The following is an 18,567-nucleotide window of genomic DNA, read 5'->3' as shown; positions in this document are numbered from 1 at the left end:
CGAAGCGGTCGGAAAATTGAGAAGAGGGGCTACTTGACGCTGCCGGCCCCGAGACCGCTACGCCAGAACCGCTGCAGCAGCAGGAACAGAATGATCAGCGGGATGATCGAGAGGAGCGCACCGATGAGCACGTAGCCGCGCAATTCGGGGATCTGGTTGACCTGGGAGTTCCAGGCGTAGAGGCCGAGGGTGACCGGGAACAGGGTCTCGTCGCGCAACATGATCAGCGGCAGGAAGAAGTTATTCCAGATCGCGACGAACTGAAAAAGGAACACCGTGACGAGGGCGGGGAACATCAGCCTCACCGAGACGGTGAAGAAGGTTCGCACCTCGCCCGCACCGTCGAGGCGAGCCGCCTCAATCAGTTCATCGGGCACACTTGCTGCAGCAAAGATACGTGTGAGATAGACACCGAAGGGGCTGACCAGACTGGGCAGGAACACGGCCCAGAAGGTGTTGGTCAGGCTCACCTGGCTGAAAATGAGGAACAACGGCAGGGCCAGCGCGGTGGCCGGCACGAGCACCCCGCCGAGCACGATATTGAACAACAGTTCACGGCCGGGAAAGCGGTACTTCGCGAGGGCGTACCCGGTCATTCCGGCGAACAGCGTGGCCAGCAGCGCCCCGGCGCCGGCATAGAGTGCACTGTTGAGCATCCACGTGAGAAAGACCCCGTCCCGGTACGCCACCAGGTTTGTGATGTTCTGGATCAGGTTGATGTCGGCGAACCAGAGCGGGTTGGTGCTGGTGAACTGACTACTGGATTTGGTGCCCGCAACGAACAGCCACCAGATCGGAACGAGGAAGTACAGCGTGAAGACGAGCATCACCGTCATGGCGCTGACCCTGGAGAGCGGACTCTCCTTTGCTCTTCTGGAGGACGTCGCCTGGCGTTTGGACGGGCGGGCGGGGGCAGGAGACTTAGTGACGGGGCTCATTTGCCGGCTTTCCGCTGGGTGAACTTGAGGAACGTGAACGACAGCGCGAAGGTGGCCAGTGCCAGCACGACGCTGAATGCCGCAGCGAGGTTCACATTGGGGATCGAGGAGGTGGAGTAGACCATCAGGTTCGGCGTGAAGGTACTGGTCACGGCCGAGCTGAACGATCGGAATACCTGCGGCTCGGCGAGCAGCTGCAAGGTACCGATGATGGAGAAGATGCCGGTCAGCACGATTGCAGGCATGATCAGGGGAATTTTGATCGACCATGCGATGCGCAGCTGCCCCGCGCCGTCGAGGCGCGCCGCCTCATAGATCTCGGTGGGAATGGCGAGCAATGCCGAGTAGATGATGAGCATGTTGTAGCCCACATACACCCAGGTCACCACGTTGGCGATCGCCCAGAGCACCAAGTCAGCGGACAGAAAACCTACGTTGCTCGTGATAGCTGTGAACGGCGACAGATTCGGCGAGTACAGGAAGCCCCACATGATCGCGGCGATGACGCCGGGCACGGCGTAGGGCACGAAGAAGGCGAGCCGGAAGAAGCGTTTTCCACGCACCAGGGGGGAATCGAGAAGCAGCGCGAAGATCAGCGCAAGTCCCAGCATGACCGGAACCTGCACTACACCGAAGCTCAGCACCCGCCCGATTGACGCCCAGAACGGGCCATTCTGGAAAACCAGAATGTACTGGCTTAGACCGCCGAATACCTCGGTGGCCTTTCCGAAGGTGCCGTCGCGCTCGATGACGAGCAGCGACTGATAGACGGCGTAGCCGATGGGAAGCACGTAGAACAGGGTGAACAGCACGGCAAACGGCAGGATAAAGATCGCGATCGCCGCAGGATGCGCGACACGAGTCTTGCGGCGACCCGGCGCGCCTCGCCCGGGCAGCGTGCTCCCCGCAGCCGCTTTCACGCTGGCTGGTGCGCTCATGAAACGATGTCCTCTCTTATGACGCGGACGGCGCCGGCGGGTACGCACAGGCTGCGGGAGATGTCGGTTCCAGTGATCAACTCGACTCCGTGGGCGTCCAGTTCCCGGTCGGTATTCCCGTGGTTGATGATGAAACGGTAACTTCGTTCGTCTCCGATCCGCCGCACGACCTCCAGCAGACCGTCGTTCTCCGGCCCAGCGGCGGTGACCCCAGCCGTCGCGGTGATGGTGCGCATGAGGTCGCGGTAGGTGGCCGGGTCTGGTGCGGTGGCGAGGTACCAGGCCGCTCCATCGCCGTGGATGTTGCGCGTGATGGCGGGCACGTCCGTCAGCGGTCCTTCTGCGTAGCGGGCGACGGCCTCTGCCCCGGCCAGGTGAAGTCGTTCACTCCACAGCGTGCCCGTGGCCCGCTCCGTCAGCGTGGTTCCGGCGGTCGCGGTGAGGCGAACGGCGAGCTCGGGCGCGATCGGTGCGAACTCTTCCACGGTGATTCCGAGCAGTGTCCGGAATGCGCCGGGGTAGCCGCCCAGCCTGACGCGGTCGTCTTCGTCGACGATTCCGCTGTAAAAGGTCACCAAGGCGTGGCCGCCCATGGCCACGAATGCGGCAATCCGGTCCGCCTGGCTATCGGTCACGAGGTAGAGCGCCGGCACGACAACGAGTCGGTACCCGCTGAGATCGGCATCCGGTGACACAATGTCGACCGTGACACCAAGCCGGTGCAGCGCGGTATACGCGGCATGCACCTGATCAAGGTACGTTACCGACACAGACGGACGGGACTCGTTGTCGCCGGCCCACCACGCCTCCCAGCTGAACACGATCGCGGTATCAGCCACGACCCGGGTGCCGATCACCTCGTTCAACCGGTCGAGGGTTGCTCCGAGCTGGACCACCTCGCGCCAGAGAGCGGAATCGGTTCCGGCGTGCGGCACAAGCGCGGAGTGGAACTTCTCCGAACCTTGCTGGGATGCTCGCCACTGGAAGAAGCAGACGGCTTCCGCGCCGCGAGCCACATGGGAGAGCGAGTTGCGGGTCATCTCTCCCTGATTCTTCGCAACGTTGAGCGGCTGCCAATTGACGGCGCTCGTCGCCTGTTCCATCAACAGCCAGGCACCACCATCGGCGAGGCCTCGACTGAGATCGGCGGCGAAGGCAAGCTCAGTGGTCGGGTCGTTGAGGCGGTGATCGAGGTAGTGGTCGTTGGCGACAATATCGACCTTGGACGCCCAGGACCAGTAGTCCAGATTGCGAATGTGGGCGGTGACCATAAAGTTCGTCGTGACAGGCACTCGACTGTGCCGACGGATGACGGACTCTTCTGCCCGGTAGTAATCGAGCAGTTCGTCGGAGCTGAATCGGTGGAAATCAAGAACCTGGCCGGGGTTGCGGCTGGACAGGGTGAGGCGCGGCGTGTGCACCTCGGCCCAGGCTCCGTAACGCTGGCTCCAGAACGATGTGCCCCAGGCATCGTTGAGGGCGGCGATGCTGCCATATCGGGCTTCGAGCCAGACCCGGAAGGCCGCGGCCGTGTCGTCGTCGTAGCACAGGGCGTTGTGGCAGCCGAGTTCGTTGGACACGTGCCAGAGCGCCACGGCCGGGTGTGCGCCGTACCGGCGTGCCACCTGTTCGACGAGGCGCAGGGCATGCTCCCGGAATACCGGTGAGCTCGGGCACCAGGCCTGGCGCCCGCCGGAATAGCGAGTCGTGCCGTCTTCGGCCTGCGGCAGGATCTCGGGGTGGGCGGTGGTGAGCCACGGTGGCGGGGATGATGTGCCAGTGCCGAGGTTTACCCGGATGCCATGAGCGTGCAGCAGTTCGATAACGGTGTCGAGCAGGGTAAAGTCGTACTCCCCCTGACGAGGTTCCAACGACGACCACCCGAAGATGTTGATGGCCACGAGGTCGACCCCGGCCTGCTGCATCAGCAACACGTCGTCCGCCCAGACTTCGGGTCCCCACTGCTCAGGGTTGTAATCACAGCCGTAGGAAATGCCGGATTGTACGAACGGGGTGGCCCGGGTCGCACGGTCGCTCTCGACCTGGGTGATGGATGGGGTAGTCATCGGCTCCGTCTTCTGTGAACGTGCACAGCTTCGGAGCTAATAACTCCCCGATGAGTTTCTGTGAACGTACACAGAGTAAGTAGGCCCACGCTCCGGTGTCAAGCTGGACACCCGGTACAGTTATCAAATGGTGACCACTCCGAGGCGGCGCAAGCGCGCGACGATCCATGATGTTGCCGCCGAAGCGGGCGTTTCCCGCGGAACAGTCAGTCGGGTCGTGAACAACGAACCGTACGTGTCCGCAGAAGCACGCAGCGCCATCGAGGCGGCAATCGAGAAGGTCGGCTACGTGCCCAACACTGCCGCCCGCAACCTCGTCATGCAACGTTCGAAGGCCGTCGGCCTTATCGTGCACGAGCCGCACTCTCTATTCCTTGAGGACCCGAACATCGGCGAGATCCTGCTCGGTGCCAATACGGCGCTCTCGCGCGCGGACTACCAGTTAGTGAGCCTGGTGATCGAATCAGACCGCGACACCGAACGCGTGGCCCGGTATCTCAGTGGCGGTTTCGTTGACGGTGTCATTGTGGTGTCCGCCAGAGAAAAAGACCCGATAACGGCGGTTATCGAACGTCTGGACCTGCCGTCGGCCTTTGTCGGACACCCCCAAGATCTACGCGACCTACCCTACGTCGGTATCAACAACCACGGGGCCGCGCGTGCGATCACCGAGCGTCTCATGAGCACCGGGCGACGCCGAATCGGCATGATCGTCGCTGCTCTCGACCGCGACTCCGGAACCGACCGTCTGGCGGGCTTCACGGAAGCCCTGGGTGACCGCTTCGACCCGTCCATGGTGGCCGCCGTCCCTCTCTATACCTTCGCGGATGGGCGTGACGGAATGCGCGCCCTGCTCGCGCGGGATCCGCTCATCGACGGGGTGTTTGCGGCTTCCGACGCCATCGCCGCCGGCGCACTGAACGCCTTGAGGGAGGCCGGCCGCAGCGTGCCCGGCGACGTGGGGATTGTCGGCTTCGACGACAGCGCGTGGGCGTTACGGTGCCAGCCGCCGCTCTCGACCGTGCGCCAACCCGCCAACGGGTTGGGCGAACGCGCCGCGGAATCCGTACTCAGCCAGCTGCGCGGCGAGGCAGCCGAGCTTGGCGGCATTCTTCTCGACACCGAAATAGTGTGGCGCAACTCCGCCTGATCGGCAGTTCCTGGTTTGGCATCCGGCACCGGCCCCTTCCCGTACCAGGACGCGGTGCCGGGCGGGCGCAGCGGGAGCGGATGCCGCGGCTAGAGCCGGTTGACCGCCGTCACGCGCACGACGGCCTCGCCGGCTTCGTCAGAGGCTTCGAGGTCGACCTCTGCGCTGATGCCCCAGTCGTGGTCGCCGGCCGGGTCGTCGAGGATCTGCCGGACCTTCCACAGTGTGGGTGTCACTTCGATGAGCAGCAGGTCGGAGCTGCGGGCGTTCGCCCCGGTAAGGATCTCGTCGTGTTCCGCGAAGTAGTCGTCGAGACTGTCGCCCCAGACATCCGCTGTGAAGCCATGTTCCTTGTCGAGATCGCCCAGCTCGTCGTAGTGCTCGAGGGCCGCGAGCTGCACCCTGCGGAACAGTTCGTTGCGCACCAGGATGCGGAACGCCCGCACGTTGGTGGTGAGGCGCTTCGGCGCGGGCGGCAGAATCGCGTGCGCCTCGGTGGCGTGCTCGGCCGCATCCGGGTGCAGCATCTCCTCCCACTCGTCGAGCAGGCTCGAGTCCACCTGCCGCACGAGCTCGCCAAGCCACTCGATCAGGTCGAGGAGGTCTTCGTTCTTGGCCTCGTCGGGGATCGTCTGGCGGGCCGCCCGATACGCGTCCGAGAGGTAGCGCAGCACAACACCCTCGCTGCGGGCGAGCTTGTAGAACGCGATGAATTCGCCGAACGACATGGCCCGCTCGTACATGTCCCGCACGACTGACTTGGGGCTCAGCTCGAAGTCCGCGATCCAGGGCTGCGAGGCCTTGTAGGTCTCGAACGTATAGTTCAGCAGCTCTTCGAGGGGCTTCGGCCACGTGACCTCTTCGAGGAGGGCCATCCGCTCGTCGTATTCGATGCCCTCCCGCTTCATCGCGTTCACGGCCTCGCCGCGCGCCGCGAACTGCTGGCCCATCAGCACGGGCCGCGGGTTGTCGAGCGTGGCCTCGAGAATGGAGATCATGTCGAGCGCGTAATGGCCGGTGCCCGGGCCGGGACCCGTCTCAGGGTCGGGGTCGAGCAACTCAAAGGCCGCGAGGGCGAACGGAGACAGCGGCTGGTTGAGCGCGAAGTTGGCCTGCAGGTCGACGGTGAGACGGATGCTCGGTTCGCGCCCGTCGATACCGCGTGCGGACTGCTCCACGACGCCGGCTTCGCGCAGGGTCTTGTAGATGCCGAGCGCACGGCGGGCGAGCACGAGCTGGCGTTTCCACGGCTCGTGGTTGTCGAACACGAGCGAGTGCACATGGGCGAAGGCGTCGCCGCCGCGCCCGATCACGTTGATGAGCATCGCAGCGGTCATCTGCATGCTCGAGCTGAGGGTCTCGGGCTCGGCGTCGACGAGGCGGCGGAAGGAGGGCTCGCCCCACGACACGAATCCGTCCGGCGCCTTCTTGCGCACGATCTTGCGCTTCTTCTTCGGGTCGTCGCCGGCTTTCTCGATGGCTTTGAGGTTCTCGGACTCGTGGTCGGGCGCCTGGATCACCACGGTTCCGGCGGTGTCGTAGCCGGCCCGCCCGGCGCGCCCGGCGATCTGGTGGAACTCTCGCACATGCACCTGGCGCATCTTCACGCCGTCGTACTTCGTGAGGGCGGTGAACAGAACCGTGCGGATGGGCACGTTGATGCCCACGCCGAGGGTGTCGGTGCCACAGATCACCCGGAGCATGCCGCGCTGGGCGAGCTGCTCCACGAGGCGGCGGTACTTGGGCAGCATACCGGCGTGGTGCACGCCGATCCCCATGCGGATGAGCCGCGAGAGGGTCTTGCCGAAGCTTGTCGTGAACCTGAACTCACCGATCAGCTCGGCGATCTCGTCGCGCTGTTCGCGGGTGGCGACCTTCGCGCTCGCGAGGGCCTGCGCGCGCTCGAGCGCCGCCGCCTGCGAAAAGTGCACGATATAGACAGGAGACTTCTGCGTGTGCAGCAGGTCTTCGACGGTCTCGTGCACTGGCGTGGTCTCGTAGTAGTAGTTGAGCGGCACCGGGCGCTCCACGCCCGTGACGATCGCCGTGTCACGTCCGGTGCGCTTCGAGAGGTCTTCGGCGATGAACTTCACGTCGCCGAGGGTCGCCGACATCAGGATGAACTGCACGCGCGGCAGGAGCAGTAGCGGCACCTGCCAGGCCCAACCACGGTCGGGGTCCGCGTAGAAGTGGAACTCGTCCATCACGACCTGATCGACCTCGGTGTCTTCGCCGTGGCGCAGGGCCAGGTTCGCGAGGATCTCGGCGGTGCAGCAGATGATGCGGGCGTCGGCGTTCACCGAGGAGTCCCCCGTCATCATGCCTACGTTTTCGGCGCCGAACGTCTCCACGAGTGAGAAGAATTTCTCGCTCACGAGGGCCTTGATCGGCGCCGTGTAGAAGGTTCGCTTGCCTGCGGAGAGGGCCGCGAAGTGCGCGCCGACGGCCACGAGGGACTTGCCGGTTCCGGTGGGCGTGCTGAGGATGAGGTTCGCACCGGAGACGATCTCGATCACCGCTTCCTCCTGCGCAGGGTACAGGCTGAGGCCTTGCTCGGTCGCCCAGGTTTCGAAGGCCTCGAAGAGCACATCGGGATCGGTGACGTTGGGGAGACTCTTGAGCAGTGACATGGTCCCTTAAGACTGCCCTACTTCGGCGCCCGTCGCTCCCTCGGGCCTCCACGACACATAACTCCTGCAATTTGCAGCCGGTCTGGGCATCTGCCTTGGAAAGACGCGGCAGACAATCCTGTCACCGGCGATTTGCAGGAGTTATGCCAAGGTCGGAGCCTGAGATGTGACGGATGTCTGACGAAAATGGTGTGGCGGCCGTGTGGGGTGGTAATCACAGGCGGTGGTTCTAGGCTGGCGGCATGGCCACCAGCAACGCCACGGGCGACACCGCGAGCACCCCGGCGCGGCAGCGCGCCCTCACGGTTGAGCGGCTCTGGCGCCCGGCGCTGGCCGGCGTGGCCGCGGCCATCGCGGCACTCGGGCTCGCCGAGCTCGTGGCGGCTCTGCTCGCACCCACCGCAAGCCCAGTGCTCGCCGTGGGCGCCCTCATCATCGACCTCGTTCCCGCGTGGGTGAAAGACCTCGTGATCGGCTTTTTCGGCACCGCCGACAAGCTCGTGCTCATCATCTCGATCGGGCTCGTCGTGCTCGTTCTCGCCGCACTCGCCGGAATTCTCGAGTACCGGCGGGCGCCGTGGGGGCGCGTGCTCGTGGTCGCCGCATCCGCTCTCGCGCTGTTCGCGGCGTTCACACGCTCCGGCTCTGCCGCCTTCGATGCCCTGCCCTCGCTCGTGGCGGCCGGCGTGGGCACGATCGTGCTCACAGTGCTCGTGCGGCGCCTGAGCAACCGTCCGGCCGGCGAGGGCGCCATGGACCGTCGAGGCTTCCTCGCGTTCACAGGCGCGAGTGCCGGCGTCGGTATCCTCGCCCTCATCGGCGGGCAACTCCTGCTCGCCGGTACCCGGACAGCGGATGCCGCGCGCGCTCTCTTCACGCTGCCGCCGGCATCCGTTCCCGGCGCTCCCATCGCTGCCGGAGCCTCGTTGGACGTGGCTGGTATCACGCCGATCGTGACGGCAAACCGTGACTTCTACCGCATCGACACCGCCCTGCAGGTGCCGCGTATCGATCCGAGCACGTGGCGCCTGCGCATCACGGGCATGGTGGAGAACGAGGTGGAGATCTCCTTCGCCGAGCTGCTCGCCCTGCCGCTCGAGGAGAGCACGACGACGCTCGCTTGCGTGTCCAATTACGTGGGCGGTGACCTGATCGGCAACGCCGTGTGGCTCGGCTACCCGATACGCAAGCTGCTTGAGCGGGCGAAACCCACCGGCGACGCCGACATGGTGCTCTCCACGAGCTCCGACGGCTTTACCGCGGGAACGCCGCTCGAGGCGCTCACCGACGAGCGAAACGCCATCCTGGCCGTGGGCATGAACGGCGTGCCCCTGCCGCTCGAGCACGGTTACCCAGTGCGCATGGTCGTGCCGGGGCTCTACGGCTACGTGTCGGCCACGAAGTGGGTCGTGGAGCTCAAACTCACCCGCTTCGACCAGGAGCAGGGTTACTGGACCCCGCGCGGCTGGTCCGCGCTCGGCCCGGTGAAGCTGTCGTCGCGCATCGACGTTCCCCGCTCTGGAGTGCCGGCGGGGCCCGTGGTCGTGGCCGGCGTCGCGTGGTCGCAGCACGTGGGGGTGAGTGCCGTTCAGGTGCAAATCGACGACGGCGACTGGAACGACGCCACCCTCGCCGACGCCATCTCGATCGACACCTGGCGGCAGTGGATGTACACCTGGCCGGCGACCCCCGGCAGCCACACCGTGCGCGTTCGGGCAACGGATGCCGAGGGCCGCGTGCAGACGTCGGCCACCCGGGATGTGGCCCCCGACGGCGCCACCGGGCTGCACCAGATCTCGGTGACGGTCACCTGATGGTGCTGGCCTGGGGATGACGACCTAATCGTGGCGCCGCGTTGATGAAGCTCGTGTCCCGGGTGGAGCGCAGCCTCCTGGTGGACCGTCTCCAGAAGGCCGGCTGCGTCTTTGCCGTCGACGAGGTGCGTCTGCTCGTGACGACAGCCCGCACAATCACCGAACTCGAGGTCATGGTCGAGGCCCGCGAGGCCGGACGGCCGCTCGAACACATCCTGGGCTGGGCAGAATTCCGCGGCCTCCACGTGCGCGTGGACCCGGGCATCTTCGTGCCTCGCCGCCGCACCGAGTTTCTCGTGCGGCAGGCGCTCACCCGCTGCCACTCCGGCACCGTCGTCGTCGACCTCTGCTGCGGTTCCGGGGCCGTCGGAGCCGCAGTCGCCGCGGCAGTCCCCCTGGCCGACGTGTTCGCTGCGGACATCGATCCCGCTGCTGTGCGATGCGCCCGACGCAATCTCGACCCCGTGAAGGTCTTCGAGGGCGATCTCTTCGAAGCGCTTCCCACCACCCTGCGGGGTCATGTCGACGTTCTCGTGGTGAACGCGCCGTACGTACCCACGGCGAGAATCGAGCTGATGCCGCCCGAGGCGCGCCTGCACGAAGCGCGGGTCGCGCTCGACGGCGGCGCAGACGGGCTCGACGTGCAGCGTCGGGTCGTCGCCGAGTCGCCCCTGTGGCTGGCCCCCGGCGGACACCTGTTGATCGAGACCAGCACAGAGCAGGCACCGCACACCGCCGAACTGCTCATCGAGAGCGGCCTGACGTGCCAGGTGGCCCACTCTCACAGGAGGAATGCCACCGTAGTGGTCGGCACGTCGCCGGAGTCGTCTCTGCCGGAATCTTCTCTGCCGGAATCTTCACTGCCGGGGTGAGCACCGCGATGGGGATCGTGCGCGAGGTCTTCTTCTCGTAGGTCCCGAAGCTGGGCGCTCGGGCGATCACCACGTGGCGCCACAGGGTGTCGCGCTCGGCAGCATCCGCGATGCGAACGCTCACGTTGGTGTGCCGGGAACGGATCTGGATATGCGCCCAGGCCGCGTGCCGCAGTTGAGGAACCACTGCGGGTCGCGCGGGGCGCCACCTGCCGATCCGACCACGACGTAGCCGCCATTGTACTCGAAAAATCCCACCGGCACAGTGTGGTCAATGCCGGTTTTTCGGCCCGCGACAGACAGGAGGAGCACCTTAACGGGGCCAATGGAGCCGCCGAGACGCCCGTTGGTGCGCCGGTACAGCTACACGGCCAGGCGCATGCTCGCGCGTTGCAGGTTCTTCATCAGGGTGTTCATGCGTGGCCCCCTCCGTCAGCACCGATCCTGGCACCCGGCCGCGGCACGGTCAAGACAAGCCGAACTGCTCGGTGCCTTACCGCCTCGGCCCAGTGCCGCCTCGGTCGCGTGGGACCATGGATCATGACCGTTTCTCCCCTCCACCCGGCACGCCTGCACACCTTCGAGACCGCCCTCGGCGCACGACGTCGTGAACTGTCCGAGGAGACGCAGCGGCTCTCGGATACCTTCGCGGGTGTGCAATCCGCGCGAACCGACCGTTCTGCCGATGGCGCCCACGACGCCGAGGCGTCGTCGCTGCGCACTGAATGGTCGCGCATGTCGAAGTTTCAGGCCGAGGCCGCCGAAGAGCTGGCGGCGATAGACCGGGCCCTACTGCGCATCGCCGACGGCAGTTACGGTCTCTGCGCGCGCGGCGGCGAACAAATTCCGGAGGGGCGACTCGAGATCAAGCCGGCCGCAGACCTCTGCATCGCGTGCGCGGAGAAGGCCGCCCCGAGACGCCACTAACTCGGGACTTGGCCACGTCACCGGGCCAGCAGACCCACCGCCCCTGGGCAGAGCGGCCTCGACTACGCGCGATCGTAGGCCCCGCGGAGCCAGCCGAGGAGCTCGGCATCGATCTCCGTCGCGCTCGCTACCGAAACCTTGTGCGTGCACATTCCCTTCGCGGCGAGCAGCCGCCCCGTCGGCACCGTGTCACCGAGGTTGATGCCGAGCTGCAGGCGAGTGGCGCTCGGGGCTTCGATGAGGGCGAATTGCTTGTGGCGCCGGAGGGACACACTGCTCTTCTTGGGGGCGATTTCGACATCCGCTCCGAAGGCAGAAACGGCCTCGATAAGCTTGCCGTAGAGCGGGCGTAGCGAGGTTTTCGGCCCGGTGTATTGCGCGTCAACGAGGGCGTCGTCGCCCTGTTCGAAGCCGCGATTGCGGAACTGCAGCACGATTCCATTGGCGAAACCGTGGCTGACGCCGTGCTCGTTCTTGAGATAGTTTATGAGGTCGGTGTGCTTCTCGAGGCCCGTCGAGTCAAGAACGACGAACCATTCCTCGAGGGTCTTGCCCGTGTTCGTGGACAGGTTGGCAATCATCGACTGTGTTCCGGCATCCATAGTCCCAGTCTGCACCCGCTGGCCGGGATCGCTAGGGTCGGGGCATGGCTCTTGACGCGTTCCCCACCCGCGTGCTCCTGATGCAGGAGTATGGCTGTTTCCCGCTCTGGGATCGGTCGCCCTCCCCCGATAGGCGTGTCGGGCCGTTCGATCCCGGTAATCTGGGCCTGTCCGCTGCACTCGAGGCGCGGCTCACCGCGTGGAACGGGCTCTTCGAGCAGCACATGGGCTCGACGTTCGAGTGGCCATCGCCCGAGGAGCAGCTCGCGTTCCTGGTGCAGGGGCATCTGCTGGCCGGGGAGGTCCAGGCCGAGTTGGGGATTTCAGTGCTCGTTCTGTATCCGGAAGACGACGCGGCCCTCTCGCGCGTGCCGGCCGGAGCAGCTCCTGTGCCGAATTCGAATGTCGTGCTGTGCCACGGCCCGGCACTGGATCGCGCCCGTGCGCCACACGATGTGACGACAGTCACCGGCGTGCAGGGCGTCATGGGGCCGCTCGGGCCGGGCTCGCGCTTCGTGCCCCGGCCGTCCATTGCGGAGCAGATGCAGCGGATGCCCGACAGCGAGTTCGACGCGCTGACCCGGGGCGCCGACATATCCCGGCACGTCTGGAAGCTAGGCCAGTTGCCGACGCGCATCCTGCTTGAAGCGCAGGAGCACGGCATGCCCCTCCTGGACCGTACGCCGCTTCTCGAACGCCCGAGCGACCGAGTGGATGCCGCTGTGCTCGGCCTGCCCGAGGCGCTGGTGCGACGGCTGAGGAATTGGAGCGCGCGCTGGTGGCCCGAGGCTCCCCGTGACCTCCGATACCTCGTGGACGGGCACACCCTCGCGGCCGAGGTTCACGAGGCGGTGGGGTCACAGGTCACCGTGCTTTTTCCGGAGGCGGACGAGCAGCGCTCACTGCCGTCGATCGAGGTGAAGGTGCTCGTCGATCGCCTGCGAGCCAGGCAACCGACCCCACCACCCGTGCCGTTGCACCCGGACCCTTCTCACCGGCTCTAGCGCTTCGCGCGGTTCGCCACCCTCGAATGCAGCAGCAGCCAGACCCCGCGATAGGCAAGCGTGATCGCAAGGGCGAGGAAGACGGCTGCGGACACGTAGTTGAACCAGGCGGATGCGTTAACGACAGTCAGAATCGCGAACATCAACACCGCGAAGGCTCCCGCGAAAAACATGATCGCGGGCCCCTTGGACGGGGCGGACGGCTTCTGGGCGCTATCATTTGCCATGGGTCCAGCCTATGCGCCGCCGCCGAAACGACAGTGACGTTGCCTGTACGCGGCGGGACTCAGTCCATATCGCCTCTTGAAGGCCGCGCTCAGGGCGAAGGGGCTGCCGTACCCCACGTCCGCGGCGATCCCCGCGATGGTCAGTTGGAGGTCGGCCAGCTTTTCGCTGGCAAGAAGCATTCTCCAGTGCGTGAGGTAGGTCATGGGAGGTTCACCGACCCTGGCGTGAAACCGCTGAGCAAAGGTCGCGCGGGACACCTCGCTCTGCAAGGGAGTCAAGCGTCCACGGGTCGGCCGGCGATTCATGGAATAGTCGCAGAGTCTCGGATGCCACACGATCGGATCTGCCTCTGAGCCAGCCGCGCGCCACCTCCGGGTGGAGAGTCGCCCAGGCGCGAATCGCGTGCACGGCAGCTCGACCGTTTCACTTTCCATGACTATCCACGGCCCCCGACAAGCACGGCCATCACAGTAAGCGGCGCCTTCACGAAGCCAGCACTCCGGAGGAGTTTGTCGATGACGTGGCCATCGATGGTCTCCCACCTGAGTGCGCAGAGCCGCTGTCTCAGCTCTTCGAGGCAATACTCGACGGACGAAACGCCTCGGTGACGGCGGACCTGGAGACGGTCCTTGGCCGACCGGCCACCGATTTCACCGACTACGCCCGCCGTACAGCAGAAGCCGGCACCTGGCGACAACCATCCGAGGCGGCCTCATGACAGCAGACCTCGGCACCGCCGTGACCAGTGCTGCAGCCGTGGGCGCCAGGCTCGCCAGCGGGGTGCACCTGGCCTTTGCGGCCATCGTCATGCCCGCTTTCCGCAGACTCCCTGCCGGCCAGGCCGTCAACGCGATGCAGGGCATCAACAGGAGCGCCGCGCGCCTGCCCTTCATGACCATCTTCTTCGGCGGCGCAGCGGCATCCGTTGCCGTGATCGGATCGGAACTCGCCTCGGGCGCGATCGTCCAGGAAAGCCCCCTTGCGAACCGTTGGCGCGTCCCTGGCCGTTGTCGCCGTGGGCATCACCATCGTTCGCAACGTTCCATTGAACACGGCACTCTCACGTGTTTCGGTGGCGTCGGTCGGATCATCCGCTGCCTGGAACGCACTCGACCAGAGGTGGAGCGTGGCCAACCATGCGCGAGCGGCTTTCGCGATTGCCTCGTCCGTAGCGCTGATGATTTCGTTGGGTGGAGCGTCCCCGTAGCGCAGGGCGGCACCGCCACGAGAACATCTTCCACGTCGTCGACCGTGAGGCCCACGTCGGAAGCCGGCCCCACGTGCAGCAGGTACGACGCGATCGGCGCGTCTACGGCAACGAGCGCGGCGATCCGCACGAGCAGCAGCGAGCGGGCGTCCAGGTCCGTGCGAGCAAGCGATACAGCATTGATGTCAGTGATAGCGTCCATCACCGGGGTTTCTCCTGTTGCCATGAGTCAGACTCCAATTCCGGGGCTTCGCCCCATCGAGCTGGTCGCGGTGAGCGCCCGGTCGTCTACCGGGCGGTGCGGACCAAGACCGACACTGTGCCACCGAGTCGCCTCGGCGGTAACCCTCGATCTCGTTGGAATCGGCTGGGAGTCAGACCGTGATTTCCTGCGAGCCGATTCCGGTCGAGCCGCCCGCCTGCGCCAGGTGTTCGAGCACCTCGGTGATGCGCCCCTTGCAGCCGCCGCACCCGGTTCCGGCCCGGGTCGCCGCGCCGACACACGACACCGTGGGCTCCCCCGCGACCGCCGCCTTGGTGATCGCACCGACTGTGACGCCATTGCACCAGCACACGGTGGCATCGGCTGCGAACGCGTTGCCCTCGGCCGGCTCGTAATCGGGCCCGTCGTAGCGCAACAGCACAGAGCGGTCTGCGGGCAGCTCGCTGCCGCGCTCGAAGAGCAGGGTGAGCTCGGCCGCCGTGCGCGGCATGCCCACGCACACGAACCCCTCGAGAATGCCACCACGAGTGACCATTTTCACGTAGCGGCCGTGTTCGGGATCGGCCCAGTGCGACACGCTCAGGCGAGCGGATGCGCACCCGCCCACGTGATCACCCGGCTGCTCATCCCACGGATCTGCGGCGGTGTTCCCCACCGAAACAACATCGATGCCCTCGGCCTTGAGCATGACCACGGCGGACGCGGACGCGGCGAGCGCGGCCCCCACGGCAGCATCGGTGATCTCGGCCGCGAAACGAGCCGCGAGCCAGTCGGCCTGCCGCCATCCCGGGCCGATGAGACCGGACGGTCCCCCGGACGGCAGCTTCTTCGACGCGCCGACCGCTGGCTTCGGCGCGAGGTGCGCGCAATCCCCGATCGCGTAGACGGCCGGATCCGCCCAGCTCTGCAGAGACCCATCCACCAGGATTCCGGTCGACACCGGCAGTCCGGCGAGACCGGCCAGCTCGGTGCGCGCCCCGACGCCGCAGGAAAGCAGCAGCAGATCGCCGTGGATCTGCTTGCCGTCGGCGCAGATCAGCGCGTCAAAGCGTTCGACGCCGTCATCGTCCACGTGAAAGAGCACACTCTCGGCCCGCGAGTGATTGACCATGGTGACCCCCGCGCGCCTGGCGCTGCGCGCCAACACCGTGCCGCCGCCGCGATCGAGATTGCGGGCCATCGGAATCTCGCCGTGGTAGACCACGCAGGTTTGGCTGCCGGCTCGGGCCGCGGCGAGCGCGATCTCCATGCCCAGCACGCCCGCTCCGAGCACTACGATCCTGGCCCCCGCCTGCACGGCCGCGAGCACGCGCTCGGCGTCGGCGACGTCGCGCAGCACGGTGACCCCACGCGGAAGCGGCGCGTGCGCCGAGTCGAGCGTCGACGCATCCGCTGTGGGCATCAGCATGTCCCGTCGTACCCGTTTGACGCCGTCGAGGGTGGGTACGTTCGCCCGCGCGCCGGTGGCGAGTACAAGACGGTCGTATGGCAGCTGGGTCCCGTCACTCAGGGAAACCGAGTGCCGGTTGCGGTTGATGGCCGTGACACTCACCCCCGTGCGAATATGCACACCGGCGTCACGCGCCGCGTTCGCATCGGTGACCTCGAGCGACTCGCGGTCGGCGTGCCCCACGGCATATTCGGCGATGAGGACCCGGTTGTAGGCATCGGCGGCTTCCGCCCCCACCACTGTGAGAGCGGCGCGACCACTGCGCACGAGCGGCAGCATTTCCTCCACGAACCGCGCTCCCACCGGGCCGTAGCCCACGAGCACGATGCGTTCGATGGCGTTGTCGGACTCAAACATGGCGCGCCTCCACGAGCGCGCGCACGTGCACGGCCGTTTTCTTGAACTCGGGCATTCCGGAGATCGGGTCGGTCGCGTCGTCGGTCAGCAGGTTGGCCCGCTGGTCGCCCGCGAAGTGGAAGGGAAGAAACACCGTGTCGAAGCGGATGTCCACTGTAACCGTGGCCTGGCAGCGTACCGTTCCGCGGGGGCTGGTGAGCTCGACCCAGCCGTCGTCGACGATACCAAGCTGCGCCGCCGTGGCCGGGTGTACCTGCAGGCGCGCGTCGGGACGGGCAGCATTGAGTTCGGACACCCGCCGGGTCTGGGTGCCCGACTGGTAGTGCTCGAGCAGCCTCCCGGTGATGAGCGTGAGCTCTCCCCCGCGCTGGGCAACCTCTGGCAGCGATCGCGCCCGCACCGCGACGAGGTGCGCGCGTTCGTCGGCGTGCGCGAAACGCTCCAGAAACAGTCGCGGCGTGCCCGTCGAACCCTGCGGATACGGCCAGAAGGCCGGCGTTTCGGTGTCGAGCAGAGCGTAGCTGAGGCCCGAGTAGTCGGCGAGGCCGCCCGCGGAGGCTCGGCACAGCTCATCGAAGACCTCTGAGGGTTCGGCGCTGAACGTGGACGGCGCGTTGAGTCGGCGGGCGAGCTCGTGGAAGATCCATAGCTCGCTGCGCACACCGGTCGGCGCCGCTGCAGCGATCCGGCGGCGAATGACGCGTCCCTCGAGCGAGGTCATCGTGCCCTCTTCCTCCGCCCACTGCGTGACCGGCAGCACTACGTCCGCGAGCACCGCGGTTTCGGAGAAGAAGAAGTCCGCGACCACGAGAAAGTCGAGGGCCTTCAGCCCGGCCCGCACCCTGTCGGCGTTGGGCGCCGAGACGACCACGTTGGAGCCGTGCACCAGCAGGCAGCGCACGCCGCCGGGCTTGCCGAGCGTGGTGAGCAGTTCCACGGCAGGGATGCCCACCCCTGGCAGGGAATCGGGCTCGACACCCCACACGCCGGCGACGTGGGCACGCGCGGCGGGGTCGTCGATCTTGCGGTATCCGGGCAGCTGGTCGCACTTCTGGCCGTGCTCGCGCCCGCCCTGGCCGTTGCCCTGTCCGGTGAGGGTACCGTAGCCGGAGTGCGAGGTACCCACGAGCCCGAGCACAAGACTGAGGTTGATCGCGGCCGTGGCGGTGTCGGTGCCGTCGGCGTGCTGCTCCACGCCGCGTCCGGTGAGAATGTACGTGCCGCGGCCCTGCACCCTGTCGGCCGTGCTGCCACCGGCGAGGCGGCGGGCGAGCTCCCGCAGCTGCCAGACCGGAACCCCCGTCTGCTGCTGCACGCGCTCCGGCCACCACTGGCTCACACTGCGCCGCAGGGCGTCGAAGCCCGTCGTGCGCGCGGCCACGTAAGCGGTGTCGACGAGCTTCTCGGCAATCACGATGTGCGTGAGGCCCAGCAGCAATACGAGGTCGCTGCCGGGCGTGGGCTGCACGTGCATGCCGGCGCCGTCGTCGGTGAGCCGCGCTGTCGCCGTGCGCCGCGGGTCGACCACCACGAGCCCGCCCGCCGCGCGAGCGCCCTCGAGATGAATGATGAACGGTGGCATGGTCTGCGCCACATTGGAGCCGAGGATGAGGATGGTGCCGGCCCTGTCGAGATCTTCCACCCGGAACGGTAGACCGCGGTCGAGGCCAAACGCCCGGTTTCCGGCGGCAGCCGCGCTCGACATGCAGAACCTGCCGTTGTAGTCGATGCGGCTGGACCCGAGCGCGAGCCTGGTGAATTTGCCGAGCTGATACGCCTTCTCGTTGGTGAGCCCCCCGCCGCCGAACACACCCACAGCGTCGGCGCCGTGCTCGGCCCGGGTGGAGCGCAGCGTGCCGGCCACCAAGTCGAGGGCCTCGTCCCACGAGGCGGGGGCAAAGGTGCCGTCCGCCTGGCGGAGCATGGGCTCGAGGATGCGATCGGGCGAGGATAGCAGCTCCGCCGAGGTCCAGCCCTTCTTGCACAAGCCGCCTCGGTTCGTGGGGAAGTCGCGACCGGACACGGTGACGCGGCCCGGGGCATCCGTCGCCGGAGCATCCGTTCCCGGAGCCTCCGTCGACCCAGCGTCCGGCGTGAGTGCCATCGCGCACTGCAGCGCGCAGTATGGGCAGTGCGTCAGAACGGATGCTCCGGTCACGGA

14 protein-coding genes and 2 pseudogenes are annotated in these 18,567 nt (G+C 66.6%); 6 read left to right on the top strand and 10 right to left on the bottom strand.

Going from position 1 to position 18,567, the window contains the following annotated elements:
* Positions 1-29: 29 nt before the first annotated feature.
* From BJ997_RS02945 to BJ997_RS02935, 3 genes are all read right to left on the bottom strand, one after another.
* Positions 30-836 carry a carbohydrate ABC transporter permease gene (locus BJ997_RS02945; protein ID WP_035836644.1) on the bottom strand — a complete coding sequence of 269 codons (807 nt, stop codon included), beginning with the start codon at positions 834-836 and terminating at the stop codon, positions 30-32.
* 98 nt (positions 837-934) lie between these two features.
* A complete protein-coding gene (locus tag BJ997_RS02940) occupies positions 935-1,876 on the bottom strand; it encodes a carbohydrate ABC transporter permease (protein WP_084141211.1) in 942 nt (313 codons plus the stop codon).
* A complete protein-coding gene (locus BJ997_RS02935) occupies positions 1,873-3,942 on the bottom strand; it encodes a beta-galactosidase (protein WP_084141210.1) in 2,070 nt (689 codons plus the stop codon). Before BJ997_RS02935 ends, BJ997_RS02940 begins: the two co-directional genes overlap by 4 nt.
* Positions 3,943-4,069: 127 nt before the next feature.
* Between BJ997_RS02935 and BJ997_RS02930 the strand changes: the two genes are divergently transcribed.
* A complete protein-coding gene (locus tag BJ997_RS02930; protein ID WP_035836643.1) occupies positions 4,070-5,092 on the top strand; it encodes a LacI family DNA-binding transcriptional regulator in 1,023 nt (340 codons plus the stop codon).
* A gap of 89 nt (positions 5,093-5,181) precedes the next feature.
* Here the strand turns inward: BJ997_RS02930 and BJ997_RS02925 are convergent, their stop codons facing one another.
* On the bottom strand, positions 5,182-7,722 hold the full coding sequence (locus BJ997_RS02925) for a DEAD/DEAH box helicase (protein ID WP_035836642.1): 2,541 nt from the start codon (positions 7,720-7,722) through the stop codon (positions 5,182-5,184).
* Positions 7,723-7,964: 242 nt separating this feature from the next.
* Here BJ997_RS02925 and BJ997_RS02920 point away from each other — a divergent pair, with 242 nt between their 5' ends.
* Together BJ997_RS02920 and BJ997_RS02915 are read left to right on the top strand one after the other, a co-directional pair.
* A complete protein-coding gene (locus tag BJ997_RS02920) occupies positions 7,965-9,536 on the top strand; it encodes a molybdopterin-dependent oxidoreductase (RefSeq protein ID WP_084141209.1) in 1,572 nt (523 codons plus the stop codon).
* Between the two features lie 44 nt (positions 9,537-9,580).
* Positions 9,581-10,408: a putative protein N(5)-glutamine methyltransferase gene (locus tag BJ997_RS02915; RefSeq protein ID WP_052542245.1), complete on the top strand. Its 828-nt coding sequence runs from the start codon at positions 9,581-9,583 to the stop codon at positions 10,406-10,408.
* Positions 10,409-10,460: 52 nt separating this feature from the next.
* Here BJ997_RS02915 and BJ997_RS22035 read toward each other — a convergent pair.
* Positions 10,461-10,720: pseudogene (locus BJ997_RS22035) on the bottom strand (nitroreductase/quinone reductase family protein); the annotation flags it as partial.
* Between the two features lie 228 nt (positions 10,721-10,948).
* On the opposite strand from BJ997_RS22035, the gene BJ997_RS02905 reads away from it, so the two are divergent.
* The gene (locus BJ997_RS02905) at positions 10,949-11,335 is read left to right on the top strand and encodes a TraR/DksA family transcriptional regulator (protein WP_052542244.1); all 387 of its coding nucleotides are present in this window, start codon (positions 10,949-10,951) and stop codon (positions 11,333-11,335) included.
* 62 nt (positions 11,336-11,397) lie between these two features.
* Here the strand turns inward: BJ997_RS02905 and BJ997_RS02900 are convergent, their stop codons facing one another.
* Positions 11,398-11,937, bottom strand: coding sequence for a DUF5655 domain-containing protein (locus tag BJ997_RS02900; RefSeq protein WP_035836641.1), 540 nt, complete (start codon positions 11,935-11,937; stop codon positions 11,398-11,400).
* A 44-nt stretch (positions 11,938-11,981) separates the two neighbouring features.
* Between BJ997_RS02900 and BJ997_RS02895 the strand changes: the two genes are divergently transcribed.
* On the top strand, positions 11,982-12,941 hold the full coding sequence (locus BJ997_RS02895; RefSeq protein ID WP_035836640.1) for a hypothetical protein: 960 nt from the start codon (positions 11,982-11,984) through the stop codon (positions 12,939-12,941).
* Here the strand turns inward: BJ997_RS02895 and BJ997_RS02890 are convergent.
* Both BJ997_RS02890 and BJ997_RS02885 read right to left on the bottom strand, forming a co-directional pair.
* Positions 12,938-13,168 carry a hypothetical protein gene (locus BJ997_RS02890; protein WP_035836639.1) on the bottom strand — a complete coding sequence of 77 codons (231 nt, stop codon included), beginning with the start codon at positions 13,166-13,168 and terminating at the stop codon, positions 12,938-12,940. The two genes, BJ997_RS02895 and BJ997_RS02890, sit on opposite strands and share 4 nt — an antisense overlap.
* 9 nt (positions 13,169-13,177) lie before the next feature.
* Entirely contained in the window at positions 13,178-13,447 is a 270-nt protein-coding gene (locus BJ997_RS02885) for a helix-turn-helix transcriptional regulator (protein ID WP_201771713.1), read from the bottom strand.
* Positions 13,448-14,136: 689 nt separating this feature from the next.
* Here BJ997_RS02885 and BJ997_RS22030 point away from each other — a divergent pair.
* A pseudogene (locus BJ997_RS22030) lies at positions 14,137-14,376 on the top strand (anthrone oxygenase family protein); the annotation flags it as partial.
* A 374-nt stretch (positions 14,377-14,750) separates the two neighbouring features.
* Here BJ997_RS22030 and BJ997_RS02875 read toward each other — a convergent pair.
* The gene (locus BJ997_RS02875) at positions 14,751-16,406 is read right to left on the bottom strand and encodes an FAD-dependent oxidoreductase (protein WP_052542242.1); all 1,656 of its coding nucleotides are present in this window, start codon (positions 16,404-16,406) and stop codon (positions 14,751-14,753) included.
* Complete coding sequence (locus BJ997_RS02870; RefSeq protein ID WP_035836636.1) at positions 16,399-18,564, bottom strand: molybdopterin oxidoreductase family protein; 2,166 nt, start codon at positions 18,562-18,564, stop codon at positions 16,399-16,401. Before BJ997_RS02870 ends, BJ997_RS02875 begins: the two co-directional genes overlap by 8 nt.
* Between the last annotated feature and the right edge of the window lie 3 nt (positions 18,565-18,567).

The sequence above is a fragment of the Cryobacterium roopkundense genome (genome assembly GCF_014200405.1).
Lineage (GTDB): Bacteria > Actinomycetota > Actinomycetes > Actinomycetales > Microbacteriaceae > Cryobacterium > Cryobacterium roopkundense.
This window is presented reverse-complemented; position numbering and strand designations above follow the sequence as displayed.

Excerpts from the sequence above, each read along its gene's own strand:
- BJ997_RS02940 (WP_084141211.1), bottom strand. The coding sequence starts at position 1,876 with ATGAGCGCACCAGCCAGCGTGAAAGCGGCTGCGGGGAGCACGCTGCCC.
- BJ997_RS02915 (WP_052542245.1), top strand. The coding sequence starts at position 9,581 with ATGAAGCTCGTGTCCCGGGTGGAGCGCAGCCTCCTGGTGGACCGTCTC.
- BJ997_RS02875 (WP_052542242.1), bottom strand. The coding sequence starts at position 16,406 with ATGTTTGAGTCCGACAACGCCATCGAACGCATCGTGCTCGTGGGCTAC.
- BJ997_RS02890 (WP_035836639.1), bottom strand. The coding sequence starts at position 13,168 with ATGGCAAATGATAGCGCCCAGAAGCCGTCCGCCCCGTCCAAGGGGCCC.
- BJ997_RS02905 (WP_052542244.1), top strand. The coding sequence starts at position 10,949 with ATGACCGTTTCTCCCCTCCACCCGGCACGCCTGCACACCTTCGAGACC.
- BJ997_RS02930 (WP_035836643.1), top strand. The coding sequence starts at position 4,070 with ATGGTGACCACTCCGAGGCGGCGCAAGCGCGCGACGATCCATGATGTT.
- BJ997_RS02920 (WP_084141209.1), top strand. The coding sequence starts at position 7,965 with ATGGCCACCAGCAACGCCACGGGCGACACCGCGAGCACCCCGGCGCGG.
- BJ997_RS02895 (WP_035836640.1), top strand. The coding sequence starts at position 11,982 with ATGGCTCTTGACGCGTTCCCCACCCGCGTGCTCCTGATGCAGGAGTAT.
- BJ997_RS02925 (WP_035836642.1), bottom strand. The coding sequence starts at position 7,722 with ATGTCACTGCTCAAGAGTCTCCCCAACGTCACCGATCCCGATGTGCTC.
- BJ997_RS02945 (WP_035836644.1), bottom strand. The coding sequence starts at position 836 with ATGACGGTGATGCTCGTCTTCACGCTGTACTTCCTCGTTCCGATCTGG.
- BJ997_RS02900 (WP_035836641.1), bottom strand. The coding sequence starts at position 11,937 with ATGGATGCCGGAACACAGTCGATGATTGCCAACCTGTCCACGAACACG.
- BJ997_RS02935 (WP_084141210.1), bottom strand. The coding sequence starts at position 3,942 with ATGACTACCCCATCCATCACCCAGGTCGAGAGCGACCGTGCGACCCGG.